Below are 15,707 nucleotides of genomic sequence, written 5' to 3'. Positions count from 1 at the left end.
CCGATGGCCACCCTTTTCGGTTTGCCCCGCAGACACCACACATTGTAGATATTGCGCATCCGTTTATTATGAATTTTCCCGCCCAGGGATGACATGTAAAACTTCGCTCTCAGCTGAGACGGTTCGATTTTCGACATGCGGTTTTTTAACACGCCCTTTGATACCATCGTAAAGCATACAGAGGTCAAGCGTGCTCTTGCTTACGTCTGTACCTACTGGAAACATGGTCTCACTCCTCTCATATAAACCGTCACGCCTGTTCGCCTTGTACATACGAAATCGAGCTCATGGTAACCGTTCAACCTGCTGTGCTGGCGTGAAAGGTGAAGCGGAGGCCATATGCTGCTAAACAAGATTCAGTATGATAATGACTTTAAGGATGAGAAGCGGGCCAGACAGAAGGGGACAGAAGGGGACAGAAGGGAAGCGAAGGAAATAAGGCCAGCACGCTGTTGTTGCAACGGCTGGCCGATTTTATCAGGCGACTTTTTGTGTCACCACGCTAAAGCCGTGCGTACCATCGCGATCTAACTGAGCAATCAAACCAAATTCCCAGTCCAGATAGGCCTGCATAGCTTCTGCTGAATTGTCAGTTCCCTCATAGGGACGACGATAGCGATCGCTGCGCGGCTGAAGCAGTAACGCTTCGCCCTGTTCAACCGGAAGCCCGGCCGCTTTCCAGGCGGTATTACCCCCTTTCAGCACCACAACCGGCTTGCCGGTCAGGCGTTCAATATCCGCGACGGCATAGCGTGCCAGCATGCTGCTGCCGCAGGTGACAACATAGCGTTCGGCAGCCGGCAGCGTTCCGTTTAAAGAGAGCAGGGCGCGCTGGAGCCATGCCGCACCTGGAATGTGAGCCGCAACATAGTTGGCGCTGGTGGTGAAATCCAGTACCTGCGTCCGGCCCTCTTTTAGCCATTCGGCCAGCTGGATCGGTTCCACTTCCGGCTGCGGAGCTAAAGGCGGAACGGCTGGCGACCAGTTTCCTGTGGCGGTGAACTCTTCGGGGCCGACGCCGTCCAGCACCGCCACGTCCCATCCCATCTGTGCCAGCCATGAAGCGCTCATATTCGCCCGCACGCCTTTATCATCCACCAGCACCACTTTTGCGCCACGCACGCTGGCATAGTGATCGGTTTCCTGCACCAGCTGGCCGCCGGGAACGTGGCGTGCGCCGGGCAGATGGCCCGCCGCATATTCTTCACCGTCACGCACGTCGAACAGATAGACCGTGCGCCGATCCTGCTGCTGCAAGCTGTGAAGATCGGCCAGCGTAATGCGTTTTACGCCCGCTTTATCGGCCACGTCACGCGCGCTGCGTGCAGCCTGAATCTGTGCGGTTTCGCTGACTTCGCCATAGCGTCGGTTTTGCCCGTGCTCCAGTTCAAGCCCGGCCAGCGTCCAGCCAATCGTGCCGTTTCTCAGCGCATAAACCGGGTTGCGGATCCCGGCATTGACCAGCGACTGAGTGCCGATAATGCTGCGGGTGCGGCCTGCACAGTTAACAATGACTTTGGTTTCAGGCGAGGGGGCCAAATCTCTGACCCGCAGCACCAGCTCTGCACCAGGAACGCTGATGCCGCCAGGGATGCTCATCGTCTGATATTCATCAAAGCGGCGGCTGTCGAGCACCACCACAGATTCGTCGCTTTGCAGCAGGGCATTGACCTCTTCAGCCGGCAGCGAAGGCGTATGGTTGCGGCTCTCGACCAGTTCGCCAAAGGCTTTGCTCGGTGAGTTGACATCGATAAACAGCTCGCCGCCCGCGTCCAGCCAGCCTTGCAGGCCGCCTTCCAGCAAGGCGACATCCTGATAGCCCAGCGCGCTCAGGCGTTCAGCGGCGATTTTGGCCAGCCCTTCACCGTTATCGTAAACGGTAACGGGCGTAGTCAGACGGGGAATGCGGTTCAGCACCTCAATTTCCAGCTTTGACAGGGCGACATTGACGGCGAACAGCGGATGGCCTTCGGCATACTGTGCCTCTTCTCGCACATCCAGCAGCGCCAGTTCCTGACGCTGTAACAGCGCCTGACGAATGTCTTGATAACGACGGGTAGTAAAAGTATCAGCCATGTGAAAGATCCCAGATATTAGGTAGAAATTCGTTGTTATAGCCGGAAATAAAAGGCTTTTCGCGGCCATCTTCGCTATAAACCGCGCGCCTGACTGCCCCGATATTACCGCCATAAACGTGAATACTGATTGAGGTGCGATCGGCAAACGCATTACTGACGCGATGAATATCGCCAACGGCCGGGGAGACCGCTTCCACATCGCCAGGATTCAGGCGTACGGGTTCTCCCTCCGCGTGCAGGCCTTGCGCGTCACGACGGAAATTTTGAGAGACTTCAGCGCCGCGCAGCATGCCGATTAATCCCCAGACGCGATGATCGTGTACCGGCGTCGACTGGCCCGGCCCCCAGACAAAACTGACGACTGAAAAACGTTGGCGGGCGTCGGCGTGCAATAAATACTGCTGATAACGTTCCGGGCTGGGCCGGGTAAACGCCTCTCCCAGCCAGTCGTCATCGCGGATTAACTGGCTCAGTAGCTGGCTGCCGACCTGCAAAATTTCGGCTTCCGCAGGCTGGCGATCCAGTAACTCTGCCAGCCCGCCGACAAATTCACGCAGGCGGTAGTGGTTTAGCTCACTCATAAGAGGTCTCCTGGCGGTCGGCTACCTTGTTCGCCTGTGCTGACAGGCTGTAATCAAAGGCCTGATGGACATTTACGGCTTTAGGCAGAACGTGATATTTGAAAAAGAAATCTGCTGACTGTTGCAGGGTTTCCGCCACCGCTGGCGTGAAATCCACCGGGCGGATTTGCGCGCTGGCAATCCAACGCTGAGTAATTTTTTCAGGCATGCCCAGTGATTTCGCCAGCGCAGCAGAAAATTCAGCAGGATGCTGCGCGGCCCAGACCTGAGCTTTTGCCAGTCTGGCTTGCAGATCGGCAATTGCCTGACGCTTAGCGGGATCTTTCAACGACTCTTCCCGTGCCAGCGAGTATGAGTAACCTGAAAGAATGCCTTTGCCGCCGCCTTGCGGCACCAGGACATCCTGATCGACCACCACGGCGGAAGAAACGTAGGGTTCCCAGGTCGCCCAGGCGTCAACGGAATGGCTGGCCAGCGCGGCGCGGCCATCCACCGGCCCGAGGAAGCGCAGCGTCACGTCGGAGGGTTTCAGTCCGGCGCGCTCCAGCAACCCCAGCAGCAGATAGTGGCCCCAGCCGCCGCGATTGACGGCAATTTGCTTGCCTTTCAGATCGTTGAGGCTGTGAATGCCGCTATCCGGGCGGGCCAGTAAGGCAATGCTGTCCGGGTTATTTTTCCAGGCACCTACCGCTTTTACCGGGGCGCCTGCGGCATAAACAAACAGGAAGGGCAGATCGCCGGTAAAGCCAACGTCCAGCGCGCCTGCGTTCAATGCTTCCTGCACCGGCGCGCCGGAATCAAAGGAGGTCAGCTTTAAGTCATAAGGCAGGTTATTCAGCTCGCCGGATTCACGCAGGGAGATAAAGCGATCCCCTTTTACGTCACCCAGGCGCAGCGTGACCTTTTCAGCCGCAACCGCAGAGGTGGCGATGGCTGTTAACAGCACGGCGGCGAACAAACGCATCAGGCACTCCTTGCAATACGGCGAGCCGCAACTTTTTCCCGCGTCAGCGGGATCAGTTCTTTACCATAATCCAGCGCGTCGTTCAGCGGGTCGAAGCCGCGGATGAGTACGCTTTCAATGCCTAAATCGTAATAATCGAGCAGCGCATCGGAGACCTGATCCGGCGTGCCGACCAGCGACGTTGAGTTATAGCCGCCGCCAACCAGCCTGGCGATGCCGGTCCATAAGTTCTTATCCAGCCTGTCGCCTTCGTTGGCCGCCGCCATCAGGCGTTCCGCACCGACGCTTTGCGGCTTCGGCAGGCCAAAATCGTGACCCGACGCCAGCAGTTTCTGACGGGCGGTTTCACGAATATATTCTGCTTTTTCCCAGGCTTCTTTTTCGGTGGCGGCAATAATCGGTCGGAAAGAGATATTGAAACCGATTTTACGGCCGTGTCGGGCGGCGGCGGCACGCACGGTACGCACCGTTTCGGCCGCACCGGCCAGCGGCTCGCCCCATAAGGCAAACACGTCGGCGTGGCGAGCGGCAACCTCAATCGCTTCCGGTGAGGAACCGCCAAAGTAGACGGGCAGGTTAGCCTGCACCGGTTTCACGGCGGAAAATGCCTGTTCAACCTGATAATGGTCGCCCTGATGATCGTAAGGCTGCTCAGAAGAGAGGCTTTTTCTCAACACGCTGAGGAAGTCGTCGGTGCGTTCATAGCGCTGAATTTTATTGAGATAGTCACCGTCGCGGCGCTGTTCGGCATCGTTGCCGCCGCTGATAATATGTACCGCCAGGCGGCCATCGGTAAGCTGGTCAAGCGTCGCCAGTTTACGGGCAGCCAGCGTGGGTGAGACGAAGCCTGGGCGGTGAGCCAGCAAAAATTTAATGCGCGACGTATGGGTCGCCGCGTGCGCCGTGACCAGAAAACCGTCAGGTTGATCGGACCAGTAGCCAACCAGTATCCGGTCAAAACCGGCTTCTTCATGGGCGCGGGCAAAATCCGCGATATATTGCTTATCGAAAACGGGGCCACTGGCAGGAATGATTTCCGATGCCAGCCGGTGGCCAATCATGCCGAGAAACTGAATGCTCATGGTTAACTCTCCGAAGGGAAGGCCGGTAAGCCGGCACGGAAGAGAAAACCCTATTATCGCAAGGGCCTGCTGTGAAATTCATATATCTGCTGACGTTAGATGCAAAACAGCTATTCACCGGCAGCAGACATAAAAAAAGCGGATCCTGTTGGATCCGCTTTTTCTGTCAACGAACACGGTCAAAGACGGTTAGCTCAATACCAAACCGGCAATCGATGCAGACAGCACGCTGACCAGCGTTGATCCATACAGCAGTTTCAGACCAAAGCGTGAAACCACGTTGCCCTGTTCTTCGTGCAGGCCTTTAATCGCACCCGCCACAATCCCGATTGAGGAGAAGTTGGCAAAGGAAACGAGGAACACGGAGAGGATGCCTTCACCGCGCGGTGACAGCGTACCGGCAATTTTTTGCAGGTCCATCATGGCGACAAACTCGTTGGAAACCAGCTTGGTCGCCATAATGCTGCCAACCTGTAGCGCTTCGTGTGCGGGCACGCCCATCACCCAGGCAAACGGGTAGAACACGTAGCCCAGCACGCCCTGGAAGCTGATGCCGAAAACGGTGGAGAACAGGGCATTGACCGCGGAAATGAGCGCGATAAAGCCAATCAGCATCGCGGCTACAATCACCGCAACTTTGAAACCGGCAAGAATATATTCGCCCAGCATTTCAAAGAAGCTCTGTCCTTTATGCAAATCGTTGAGCTTCAGGTCCTCTTCGCTTTCCACGCGGTAAGGATTGATCAGCGAAAGCACGATAAAGGTGCTGAACATATTGAGGATCAGGGCCGCCACCACGTACTTCGGCTCGAGCATGGTCATATAGGCGCCAACGATGGACATGGAGACCGTTGACATCGCCGTTGCCGCCATGGTGTACATGCGACGCTGCGACATTTTGCCCAGGATATCTTTATAGGCGATAAAGTTTTCTGACTGTCCCAAAATCAGCGAACTTACCGCGTTGAAGGATTCCAGTTTGCCCATGCCGTTAACTTTAGACAGCACGGTGCCGATAGCCCGGATCACCACCGGCAGGATCCGGAAGTGTTGCAAAATACCGATGAGCGCAGAGATAAAAACGATAGGGCAGAGCACGTTAAGCCAGAAGAACGCCAGGCCTTTATCGCTCATATTACCGAATACAAAGTTAGTTCCCTGAGCAGCATAGCCCAGCAGCTTATCGAAGAAGCCAGCGAAGCCCTGGACGAAGCCCAGACCGATCGTTGAGTTCAGGAAGAACCAGGCGAGCAGAACCTCGATCACCAGAAGCTGTATGATAAAACGTACGCGGATGTTTTTTCGATCGCTACTCACCAGCAGGGCCAGCAGCGTCACGACCACCATCGCCAAAGCAAAATGCAGAATGCGGGACATGATTGCTCCAAATTTGAAGGCTGTTATATTTCGCTGCATATTCTATGTAACAAGTTGCAGAAAAACGAGACTAAAGCCTCACTATAATAATTACCTATCGCACAAAATTGATATTTTCCTTTCCCGAACGCGCGGGCTGATGTTCAAAAAAACACCAAATAACTTGTGTGGTTATTCCTTTTAACCTAGATTTAACTTGTTGCGTATCGACTGGGAATGACATACTTTGTCTAAAAGTATAGCCAATGCTATATTTTATAGCGCAGGCTATCACAGCGATAAAAATAACCTATCTAAATGCACTTGATAATCATTATCATTTAAAAGACAATAATAACTTCAGGTGTATCAGCAGGAGTATGTTTATGTTCGAAGGCCGCGCTGCGGAACGAACCATTCGCAGTTCCCGTAAAATTAAATTTGCGCTAATGGGGCCAGCCTTCATTGCGGCGATCGGCTATATCGATCCAGGCAACTTCGCGACCAACATTCAGGCGGGCGCATCCTACGGCTATAAACTGTTGTGGGTAGTGGTTTGGGCCAACATCATGGCGATGGTCATTCAGCTGATGTCCGCCAAGCTGGGGATCGCGACAGGCAAAAACCTGGCTGAACATATTCGCGATCGTTTTCCGCGTCCTGCCGTCTGGTTTTACTGGATACAGGCGGAAATTATCGCCATGGCGACCGACCTGGCGGAGTTTATTGGTGCAGCCATCGGTTTTAAGCTGATTTTTGGCGTCAGTCTGTTACAGGGCGCTGTGCTAACTGGCGTAGTGACCTTCCTGATTCTGATGCTGCAAAGTCGCGGGCAGAAACCGCTCGAGCTGGTGATTGGCGGCCTGCTGCTGTTTGTCGCGGCGGCGTATGTCATTGAGCTGTTCTTTTCGCAGCCGAAAATTGTCGATTTACTTCAGGGCGTTGCCGTCCCGCAGCTGCCAACCGCAGATGCCGTGCTGCTGGCCGCCGGGGTGCTGGGCGCAACGATCATGCCGCACGTCATCTATTTACATTCCTCACTGACGCAAAATCCCAACGGCAACACGCGCTCTGAACGCTACTCTTCGACCAAACTGGACGTGGCTATTGCCATGACTATTGCCGGATTCGTCAACCTGGCGATGATGGCGACTGCCGCCGCCGCGTTCCACTTTAGCGGGCATACGGGCATTGCTGAACTCGATCAGGCTTATCTGACGCTGGATCCGTTGCTGGGACGCGCGGCCGCGCTGGTGTTTGGTTTAAGCTTGCTGGCCGCGGGTCTCTCTTCCACGGTGGTGGGCACCATGGCCGGGCAGGTGGTGATGCAGGGCTTTATTCACGTGCGCATTCCGCTACTGGTACGCCGCGTGGTAACCATGCTTCCCTCGTTTATCGTCATTATGGCTGGCTGGGAACCCACCCGCATCCTGGTCATGAGCCAGGTGCTGCTAAGCTTCGGCATCGCGCTGGCGCTGATCCCTTTGCTGGCTTTTACCGGCAATCGCGAGCTGATGGGCGATATGGTTAACTCCCGCCTGATGCAGGCGGTCGGTAAGGTGATAGTGGTGATTGTTATTGCATTGAATTTCTATCTGCTGGTGGCCATGGCAAGAGGGTTTTAACCGACGGCATACTCCATGCCGGGAAAGCATGACACGGCCCATGAACAGGCCGTGTCATAATCATTACCAGCGATCGTGATGACGCTCGCGTTCGTGATGGCGCCATTCACGGTGGCGTTCACGGTCATGCCATCGCTGTTCACGCTGCCACTCGTGGCGACGACGCATCTCTTCATGACGACGCCACTGTTCGTGCCGCCACCAGCGCCCTTCACCATAGCGATAGTTATTATGCCAGTAACGGCCATCGCGCCAGCGACCACCGTCCCAGTAACGACCACGCGGATCGCGATCGCCTAATTGCAGCGAGACGCCCGGTGCTAAAAAAATTCGGGCGCTGTCGGCGTGCGCTGTGTGCATTGCCAACGGGGACAAACTTGCCAGTAACGTGGCAATAAGCATCAAACGTTTCATTATATCTCCTTATCAACGGCACACCTGCTCCGCTGGGGTACCAGTATTATAAAGAGATTGCGAACGTTTCGCCTGGGAAGTTCTGAAAAGCAGCGCAGATAATGAGATTGGGAGTTATCTGTAAAAATCCCGCCGCAGGGCGCGGCGGGAAAGGGCTCAGGCGAGGATGGCCTCAATGCGTTCCAGCTCGGCCTGGCTGAAGTCGCGCGCGGCAAGCATGCCGATAGCATCGTCAATCTGACTGGTTTTACTGGCCCCAATCAGCACCGACGTGACGCGGTTGCCGCGCAACACCCAGGCCAGCGCCATTTGCGATAATTTCTGCCCGCGCGCGTTAGCCAGTTCGTTGAGCTGGCGCACTTTCGCCATTTTCTCCGGCGTTAGCTGATCCCCGCTGAGGAATTTGCTGCCGCTGGCGGCGCGCGAATCATCCGGGATCCCGTGCAGATAACGGTCAGTCAGCATACCGCCCGCCAGCGGTGAAAAGGCGATACAGCCGACGCCCTGTTCAGTCAGCACATCCAGCAAGCCGTTTTCCGGCGCGCGTTCAAACATAGAATATTTTGGCTGATGAATCAGGCAAGGCGTGCCGAGCTGATTAAGGATACCAATGGCTTTTTCAGCCAGCGCTGCCGGATAGTTTGACAGCGCGATATAGAGCGCTTTTCCCTGGCGTACCAGATGGTCGAGCGCGGTCATGGTTTCTTCCAGCGGCGTCTCCGGGTCCGGGCGGTGATGATAGAAGATATCAACATAGTCCAGGCCCATGCGCTTCAGGCTTTGGTTCAGGCTGGCTATCAAATATTTACGCGAGCCCCAATCGCCGTACGGCCCGTCCCACATGGTGTAACCGGCTTTCGAAGAGATAATGAGTTCATCACGCAGCGAGTGAAAATCTTCACGCAAAATCCGGCCAAAATTCTGCTCGGCTGAGCCCGGTGGCGGACCATAGTTATTGGCTAAATCAAAGTGGGTGATACCGTTATCAAAAGCGTGGCGCAGCAGTTCGCGACTGTTATCGACGCGGGTGCTGTCGCCAAAATTATGCCATAACCCCAGCGAAATGGCGGGCAGCTTAAGGCCGCTGTTTCCACAACGGTGGTAGGACATTGTCTGGTAGCGCTGTGCATCGGGCTGATAAACCATAAAAAAGTTCCTGTGCTGAAAGACCGGGGTAAAAATGAGCGTAGCAGTGTATACGGTTACACCAAATGGATTCGCGCCACAGATCGCAACTTACGGAAAAGTCTCAGGCGTAACGTTCGCTTGCCAGATTGAGGGAAGACCGGCTGTAAATAGAGGCGAAATAATCGGCGATACTGATTACAGCGCTTATTTTAATAAGGGGAAAATCATGCAAAATCTGACCGTTGGAGACTACCTGTTAATCCGGCTGCATCAGGCGGGCATTGGCCATCTTTTTGGTGTACCCGGTGACTATAATCTGCAATTTCTCGATCACGTTATTAACAGCCCGGACATTGGCTGGGTAGGCTGTGCCAACGAGCTGAACGCGGCTTACGCTGCGGATGGTTATGCACGCTGTCACGGCGCGGCTGCGCTACTGACAACGTTTGGCGTAGGTGAACTTAGCGCGTTAAACGGCGTGGCAGGCAGCTATGCGGAGTATGTGCCCGTTATACATATCGTGGGTGCCCCCTCGACAACTTCACAGCAAGGCCGGCTTTTACTGCACCATACGCTGGGCGATGGCGATTTCAGCCACTTTCAGCGTATGTATAAAGAAGTGACCGTGGCTCAGGCGGAGCTGACGCCTGAAAACGCGGCGGCAGAAATCGATCGGCTGATCGTGGTGGCGCTGCGCGAGCACCGGCCCGTTTATCTCTTTTTAGCCACCGACGTGGCGGAGGCCCGCATCCAGCCGCCAGCACAACCGTTGCCGCTGAGCCATGACGTCGACAAAAGCAAACTGGATGCCTTCGCCGCAGCGGCTGAGAAGAGGCTGTCTGCGGCCAATAGCGTAGCGCTGCTGGCTGATTTTCTGGCGGATCGCGCCGGACAAAAAGCGGCGCTGGCCCGGCTGGTGACGGATATCCCACTGCCGTTTGCCACGCTGCTGATGGGAAAAAGCGTGCTGCCGGAACAGCAGGCTGGCTTCGCCGGAACCTATTCCGGTAAAGCCAGCGCGGGCAACACCCAGAAAATCATTGAAGAAAACGAGGTCATTATTACCGTTGGCGTTATTTACACTGACACTATTACTGCCGGTTTTACCCACCAAATCGATCCCGCGAACACTATCGCGATTGGCCTTAACAGCGCGCGCGTAGGAGACGCGCATTTCCCGCAGGTACCGATGAGCGAAGCAATCGCTATTCTGCATAAGCTGTTAAAGCAGCACGCAGGAGGCTGGCCAGAACGTAAAATTGCGCCGCCTGCGCTGGTTGATGAACCCTCCGATTCCCTCACGCAAAATACCTTCTGGCAGGCAATGCAGGATTTTTTACGGCCCGGCGATATCGTGCTGGCCGATCAGGGGACCGCCGCGTTTGGCGCTGCCGCTCTGCGTTTACCGCAAGATGTTACCTTTATCAGCCAGCCGCTGTGGGGCTCAATTGGCTATACGCTGCCAGCAGCTTATGGTGCGCAAATTGCCTGCCCTGAACGGCGCGTCGTACTGCTGGTGGGAGATGGTTCTGCACAGTTAACCGCGCAGGAAATGGGTTCTATGCTGCGTGACAATCTGAAGCCAATCATATTTGTGCTGAATAACGACGGTTACACGGTCGAACGGGCTATTCATGGTGAACATCAACGCTACAATGATATCGCGGCCTGGAACTGGACGCAGCTGCCTCAGGCGATGAGCAAAACGTGCATGGCCCAGAGCTGGCGAGTGACGCAAACAGTACAATTAACGGAGGTACTGAAGGTGATCGCACAAAGCTCGCGTTTGTCACTGGTCGAGGTAATATTGCCGCCGCTGGACGTACCACCGTTGCTTGAAGCCGTTACCAGAGCACTGAATCAACGTAATTCCGCCTGAAATTCTGCACCAGCGGCAGAATTCAGATTGATGCCCGTGGGAAAAGGCCGCCAGTGCAGGTATGGTAGGCGGTCGCAGCTTGATTTTGCGCTCATCTTTCGGTTGGTGGGCGTTGTTGTTTGAGTGGGGGAAATTTATAGTGTGTACAAATGACGTAAGCGGAGCAAAACAATAATGACTAAGTATGCTTTGGTAGGTGATGTCGGCGGCACCAACGCTCGCCTGGCGCTGTGTGATGTTGAGAACGGCGCCATTTCACAAGCCAAAACGTTCTCCACAGCAGACTACGATAGCCTGGAAGCGGTCATCCGTTTTTATCTCGACGAGCAAAAACAGGATGTGACCGACGGCTGCATCGCGATTGCCTGTCCGATCACCGATGACTGGGTTGATATGACCAATCATGACTGGGCTTTCTCCACCAGCCAAATGAAAGCTAACCTGGGTTTTGAACATCTGGAGATCATTAACGACTTTACTGCCGTTTCAATGGCTATCCCGATGTTGACCGAGCAGGACGTTATGCAGTTTGGCGGCACCGCGCCGGTAAAAGATAAGCCTGTTGCCGTTTACGGTGCGGGAACCGGACTGGGCGTCGCGCATCTGGTGCATGTTGATAAGCGCTGGGTGAGTTTGCCGGGTGAAGGCGGCCATGTCGATTTCGCCGCTAACAGCGAAGAAGAGGATCTGATCCTTGAAGTGCTGCGAGCTGAACTGGGCCATGTTTCCGCTGAGCGCGTACTGTCAGGTGCGGGTCTGGTTAACCTTTATCGGGCGATTGTTAAAGCCGATAACCGCGTACCGGAAAATCTCAAGCCGAAGGATGTTTCTCAGCGTGCGTTAGACGACAGCTGTACCGACTGCCGTCGTGCGCTGGCAATGTTTTGCGTGATCATGGGACGTTTTGGCGGCAATCTGGCGCTGAGTCTCGGTACGTTCGGCGGCGTTTATATCGCTGGCGGTATCGTGCCGCGCTTCCTGGAATTCTTCAAATCCTCCGGCTTCCGTGCGGCGTTTGAAGATAAAGGGCGCTTTAAGGATTACGTGCAGAACATCCCGGTTTATCTGATCACGCATGATAAGCCAGGCCTGCTGGGCGCGGGTGCGCATCTGCGCCAGACGCTGGGTACGATCCTGTAATACTTCTCTAAAGAGCCGGATATCTTTCCGGCTCTTTATCATTATAAGCGCATCAGCTGGCGAAACTCTTTCACCTTGCTGCGACTTACCGGCACCTGAAAATCCAGATCGCGCAGCTTCAGCATATAGGTATTGTTGAACCAGGGTTCGATTTCGCGAATTTTACTCAGATTCACACAGTAAGAACGATGGCAGCGGAAAAACGCCTCTTCCGGCAGGCGATGGCAAAACTCGGTAATGTTCATCGACATCACGTATTCTTCGCGCCGCGTATAAACAAACGTCATCTTTTCATGGGCTTCGGCATAATAGATATCGTTGATATTGGTGACGATAATGCGCTCGTCTTTCACCAGATTAATGGTCTGTACCGGACTGCGAACGGCCTCAGCATTTCCGGCAGGCGGCGGCTGTAGCGTATTCTCCAGTTTGCGCAGCATAGTAATAATACGCATCTCGTGGTACGGCTTGAGAATATAGTCAAAGGCTTCAAGTTCGAAGGCGTCTACCGCGTGCTCTTTATAAGCGGTGATAAAGACGATCAGCGGCTTGTGGGCGAACTTACTGATATTTTGCGCCAGCAATACGCCATCCAGCGACGGAATATTAATATCCAGAAAAATAACGTCAACCTGATGGTTTTGCAGATACTTCAGCACGTCCAGGCCGTCATCAAATGTCGCTTCAATCGTCAGCTGGCTGTGCTGCCTGACAAGCCAGCTCAGCTCCTGCTGAGCCAGAAATTCATCTTCAACTATGATCGCTTTCACGGTGTTTTTCCGGTTGTTGCGGTTTCGTCAGCAAACAAGGTGAGCGACGCCCGTTCGGGCAAAACGGCCCCGTTCCTGGTAATGGTGAAGGCAATTTCCGTGCCCGGATTGAGCCGTTGAATATGCAATCCTTCACCGTATAAAAGCTTCACGCGATGATGCACATTCAGCAGGCCAATTTTATTACCGGGCATCTCATTGCTTTCAACCCGGGCAATGACTTCCTGGCTGATGCCGTTGCCGGTATCGCGTACGGCGATACGGACCCGGTCGTCCAGCTCCTTCACGCTAATTGTTACCACACCTTTGCCACGACAGGGATGGATACCGTGCACAATGGCATTTTCCACCAGCGGCTGAATTAACAGACTCGGCAGTGAACAGCTTACGTCTTCGTCAATTTCATAAATCACCGTCAGCTTACTGCCAAAACGCGCCTGCTCAATAGCGATGTAATCTTTGATTTGATACAGCTCTTTTTTAATATCAATGACTTCGTCGTCGTTCAGTTCCAGGTTATAGCGCAGATAACGCGCCAGATTGGTGATGAGCTGCCTGGCGGTATCGGGATTGATACGGATAGACGAAGAGATGGCGTTCAGAGCGTTAAACAGGAAATGTGGGTTGATTTTACTTTGCAGCGCGCGCAGTTCCGCTTTATTGGCCATTTCACGCAGCTGTTCTGCCCGTGAAACTTCCAGCTGGGTCGAGATAATCTGCGACAGGCCAACGGCCATTTCTCGCAGTGACCAGGTGATGCGGTGAGCATGGCGATAATAAATTTTCAGCGTGCCGGTCACTTTGCCTTTTTCCCACAGCGGGATGACAATCATGGAGTGGATTTCCGGCGTACGGTGCGCCTCATCGTTATTCCTGATGATGATTTCACCATTAGCGAGCGATCGGGCAGTCGTCGGGCTGATCGCTTCATCGCCTTCACGGTAGTTCTCTTCGCCTACACCGACATAAGCGAGAACCTGATACTTATTGGTGATAGCCACTGCATCAGAATTGATATCGCTGCGAATAATATCGCAGACTTTTCGCAATGAGCTGCTGTTAACGTGACGAAACAGCGGCAGGGTTTTATTAGCAATATCCAGCGCCAGCTTGGCCTGACGGGCGGCAATGGCTTCTTTTTCGCCTTCCACGCTCTGGATCAGCAGCACAATCAGTCCGATGCTTACCGCGCCTAAAATCATCGGCAGGGCGATCTCCGACACGATATTCAGCCCCAGCTCACGCGGTTCGGCCCACAGCAGGATCAGGATCATGGTCAGTGACTCGCACAGCATGCCGCCAGCGATACCCATGCTCCAGCGCTTCTCTTTAACGACTTTAAGATTGATCCAGCCGGCAGCAAAGCCAGCAATGATGCTGGTAATCAGACAGGGAACGGAGGTGACGCCGTGAATATCAATCAGGAAGCGGTGCAGGCCAGCAATCACGCCGGTAATAATACCCACCCAGGGCCCAAACAGGATGCCGCCAGACATAATGGCAATGGTGCGCACATTAACCAGCGAGCCATCAACGTTGATTCCGCTCCAGGTGCTAAAAAGCGCGAACAGCGAAAAGATAGCCGTAACCGCCATCAGCTCCTGACGTGAATGCTCGTCTTTTTGCAGCAGCTGGCGAAAATGACGGGTGCGCGTCATGAAGAACAGACAAATCAGCATCAGGGCGGCACGATCCAGCACCGCCAACAGCATTTCAAACGTTGAGTGCACAAGCCCTCCGGCTCGGGAAAAGAGAGCTCCATGATAAGGAAAGCGCAGGCGATGTGCCAGGTAAGCGAGAGGCCAAATGAGATAATGCCTGTTTGGATCAATATTGACTCAGCCATTCTTTTGCCCTCGCAGGCTTGAATTGCTTCGGGTGCCGAAATATTGTCAAACATCGCAAAAAAAGATATTTGCGGAAATCCTGGTTGGAAAAAGGGGATAGGTATTGGAAGATATCTCGCGCCTTTCCCGGGCAATATCGCCGTAAAACAAGGAAATTCTGCCCCATAAGAAAATAAATATATCCCCTTTTAGGAGCAAATTATGCAGCTAAATACCCGGCACCTGCTGCTGGATCGGTTACAGCCCGCCGACTGGACGCTGTTTCACCAGGTGCATACTGACCCGGTTAGCATGAAATTTATCAGCGCGGTGCCGCAGCTGGCTGATATTCGCCAGCGCTTCAACGATCGGCTGGCACCCTGGCAGGTAACCAGTTTGCATATGCTGTGCCTGACCATTCGTCTGAAAAGCAGTGGAGAAGCGATTGGCCTGATCGGCGCGAACGCTGAATGGGCGCCGTATCGTCAGGCGGAAGTCGGTTATTCATTGCTGCATCGCTTTACCGGGCAGGGCTACGGTAGCGAAGCGCTGGGAGCCATACGCAACTATCTGTTCACTCACTGTGAATTCCATAAGCTCAAGGCGCAGGTGGTGGAAGGCAACTGGCCGTCGCGGCGCGTGCTGGAGAAAAATGGTTTCCAGCTTGAAGGTACGCTAAGGGATAATTATCTGCTGCGCGGGCAATGGGTGAACGATTGGGTGTTTGGCTGCCTGAAATCTGACTTTTAAAGAAATTTTCTTCTGCCTCTCGACAGCCTGGCAAACAGTGCGATATGTTCATTCCTCGACCAGATTCTGGTCAGCGTCGCTCGGACGGTCCGGGCGCTAACGTAAATCAGAGGA

At 54.3% G+C, this 15,707-nt stretch carries 13 protein-coding genes; 4 read left to right on the top strand and 9 right to left on the bottom strand.

The features are described from left to right. Positions 1-477: 477 nt before the first annotated feature. The 5 genes from AAGQ96_RS15320 to AAGQ96_RS15300 form a co-directional block, all read right to left on the bottom strand. The gene (locus AAGQ96_RS15320) at positions 478-2,076 is read right to left on the bottom strand and encodes a rhodanese homology domain-containing protein (RefSeq protein WP_342753976.1); all 1,599 of its coding nucleotides are present in this window, start codon (positions 2,074-2,076) and stop codon (positions 478-480) included. Further along, positions 2,069-2,659, bottom strand: a complete 591-nt coding sequence (locus AAGQ96_RS15315) for a cysteine dioxygenase (RefSeq protein ID WP_147199090.1) — start codon at positions 2,657-2,659, stop codon at positions 2,069-2,071. Before AAGQ96_RS15315 ends, AAGQ96_RS15320 begins: the two co-directional genes overlap by 8 nt. Beyond that, positions 2,652-3,623, bottom strand: coding sequence for an ABC transporter substrate-binding protein (locus tag AAGQ96_RS15310; protein ID WP_147199089.1), 972 nt, complete (start codon positions 3,621-3,623; stop codon positions 2,652-2,654). The genes AAGQ96_RS15315 and AAGQ96_RS15310 overlap by 8 nt, the downstream gene beginning before the upstream one ends. Next, positions 3,623-4,705, bottom strand: coding sequence for an LLM class flavin-dependent oxidoreductase (locus tag AAGQ96_RS15305; protein WP_342753975.1), 1,083 nt, complete (start codon positions 4,703-4,705; stop codon positions 3,623-3,625). Before AAGQ96_RS15305 ends, AAGQ96_RS15310 begins: the two co-directional genes overlap by 1 nt. 189 nt (positions 4,706-4,894) lie before the next feature. Beyond that, positions 4,895-6,082, bottom strand: a complete 1,188-nt coding sequence (locus AAGQ96_RS15300) for a NupC/NupG family nucleoside CNT transporter (RefSeq protein ID WP_147199087.1) — start codon at positions 6,080-6,082, stop codon at positions 4,895-4,897. Positions 6,083-6,447: 365 nt separating this feature from the next. Between AAGQ96_RS15300 and AAGQ96_RS15295 the strand changes: the two genes are divergently transcribed. Then, on the top strand, positions 6,448-7,686 hold the full coding sequence (locus AAGQ96_RS15295; protein ID WP_147199086.1) for an Nramp family divalent metal transporter: 1,239 nt from the start codon (positions 6,448-6,450) through the stop codon (positions 7,684-7,686). A gap of 63 nt (positions 7,687-7,749) precedes the next feature. Here AAGQ96_RS15295 and AAGQ96_RS15290 read toward each other — a convergent pair whose 3' ends face one another. Both AAGQ96_RS15290 and AAGQ96_RS15285 read right to left on the bottom strand, forming a co-directional pair. Beyond that, the gene (locus AAGQ96_RS15290; protein ID WP_147199085.1) at positions 7,750-8,100 is read right to left on the bottom strand and encodes a DUF2502 domain-containing protein; all 351 of its coding nucleotides are present in this window, start codon (positions 8,098-8,100) and stop codon (positions 7,750-7,752) included. A gap of 156 nt (positions 8,101-8,256) precedes the next feature. Beyond that, positions 8,257-9,246 (bottom strand): aldo/keto reductase, encoded by a 990-nt coding sequence (locus tag AAGQ96_RS15285; protein WP_147199084.1) that lies wholly within the window; start codon positions 9,244-9,246, stop codon positions 8,257-8,259. Positions 9,247-9,454: 208 nt separating this feature from the next. Between AAGQ96_RS15285 and AAGQ96_RS15280 the strand changes: the two genes are divergently transcribed. Together AAGQ96_RS15280 and glk are read left to right on the top strand one after the other, a co-directional pair. After that, positions 9,455-11,107: a thiamine pyrophosphate-binding protein gene (locus AAGQ96_RS15280; protein WP_342753973.1), complete on the top strand. Its 1,653-nt coding sequence runs from the start codon at positions 9,455-9,457 to the stop codon at positions 11,105-11,107. A gap of 174 nt (positions 11,108-11,281) precedes the next feature. After that, positions 11,282-12,247, top strand: a complete 966-nt coding sequence (glk, locus tag AAGQ96_RS15275; protein WP_147199082.1) for a glucokinase — start codon at positions 11,282-11,284, stop codon at positions 12,245-12,247. A gap of 41 nt (positions 12,248-12,288) precedes the next feature. Here glk and AAGQ96_RS15270 read toward each other — a convergent pair whose 3' ends face one another. Then, entirely contained in the window at positions 12,289-13,017 is a 729-nt protein-coding gene (locus AAGQ96_RS15270; RefSeq protein WP_147199081.1) for a LytTR family DNA-binding domain-containing protein, read from the bottom strand. After that, positions 13,014-14,729: a sensor histidine kinase gene (locus AAGQ96_RS15265; protein ID WP_342755574.1), complete on the bottom strand. Its 1,716-nt coding sequence runs from the start codon at positions 14,727-14,729 to the stop codon at positions 13,014-13,016. The genes AAGQ96_RS15270 and AAGQ96_RS15265 overlap by 4 nt, the downstream gene beginning before the upstream one ends. A gap of 336 nt (positions 14,730-15,065) precedes the next feature. Here AAGQ96_RS15265 and AAGQ96_RS15260 point away from each other — a divergent pair, with 336 nt between their 5' ends. Further along, a complete protein-coding gene (locus AAGQ96_RS15260; protein WP_147199080.1) occupies positions 15,066-15,593 on the top strand; it encodes a GNAT family N-acetyltransferase in 528 nt (175 codons plus the stop codon). Positions 15,594-15,707 lie beyond the last annotated feature (114 nt).

This window comes from Pantoea sp. MBD-2R (assembly GCF_039134845.1).
Lineage (GTDB): Bacteria > Pseudomonadota > Gammaproteobacteria > Enterobacterales > Enterobacteriaceae > Erwinia.
Note: the sequence above shows the minus strand (reverse complement) of the source record. Positions and strands in the feature narration are given on the sequence as shown.

What these genes read in the sequence shown, in the direction of transcription:
- AAGQ96_RS15320 (WP_342753976.1), bottom strand. Translation starts at nt 2,076, where the DNA reads ATGGCTGATACTTTTACTACCCGTCGTTATCAAGACATTCGTCAGGCG.
- AAGQ96_RS15315 (WP_147199090.1), bottom strand. Translation starts at nt 2,659, where the DNA reads ATGAGTGAGCTAAACCACTACCGCCTGCGTGAATTTGTCGGCGGGCTG.
- AAGQ96_RS15310 (WP_147199089.1), bottom strand. Translation starts at nt 3,623, where the DNA reads ATGCGTTTGTTCGCCGCCGTGCTGTTAACAGCCATCGCCACCTCTGCG.
- AAGQ96_RS15305 (WP_342753975.1), bottom strand. Translation starts at nt 4,705, where the DNA reads ATGAGCATTCAGTTTCTCGGCATGATTGGCCACCGGCTGGCATCGGAA.
- AAGQ96_RS15300 (WP_147199087.1), bottom strand. Translation starts at nt 6,082, where the DNA reads ATGTCCCGCATTCTGCATTTTGCTTTGGCGATGGTGGTCGTGACGCTG.
- AAGQ96_RS15295 (WP_147199086.1), top strand. Translation starts at nt 6,448, where the DNA reads ATGTTCGAAGGCCGCGCTGCGGAACGAACCATTCGCAGTTCCCGTAAA.
- AAGQ96_RS15290 (WP_147199085.1), bottom strand. Translation starts at nt 8,100, where the DNA reads ATGAAACGTTTGATGCTTATTGCCACGTTACTGGCAAGTTTGTCCCCG.
- AAGQ96_RS15285 (WP_147199084.1), bottom strand. Translation starts at nt 9,246, where the DNA reads ATGGTTTATCAGCCCGATGCACAGCGCTACCAGACAATGTCCTACCAC.
- AAGQ96_RS15280 (WP_342753973.1), top strand. Translation starts at nt 9,455, where the DNA reads ATGCAAAATCTGACCGTTGGAGACTACCTGTTAATCCGGCTGCATCAG.
- glk (WP_147199082.1), top strand. Translation starts at nt 11,282, where the DNA reads ATGACTAAGTATGCTTTGGTAGGTGATGTCGGCGGCACCAACGCTCGC.
- AAGQ96_RS15265 (WP_342755574.1), bottom strand. Translation starts at nt 14,729, where the DNA reads ATGCTGTTGGCGGTGCTGGATCGTGCCGCCCTGATGCTGATTTGTCTG.
- AAGQ96_RS15260 (WP_147199080.1), top strand. Translation starts at nt 15,066, where the DNA reads ATGCAGCTAAATACCCGGCACCTGCTGCTGGATCGGTTACAGCCCGCC.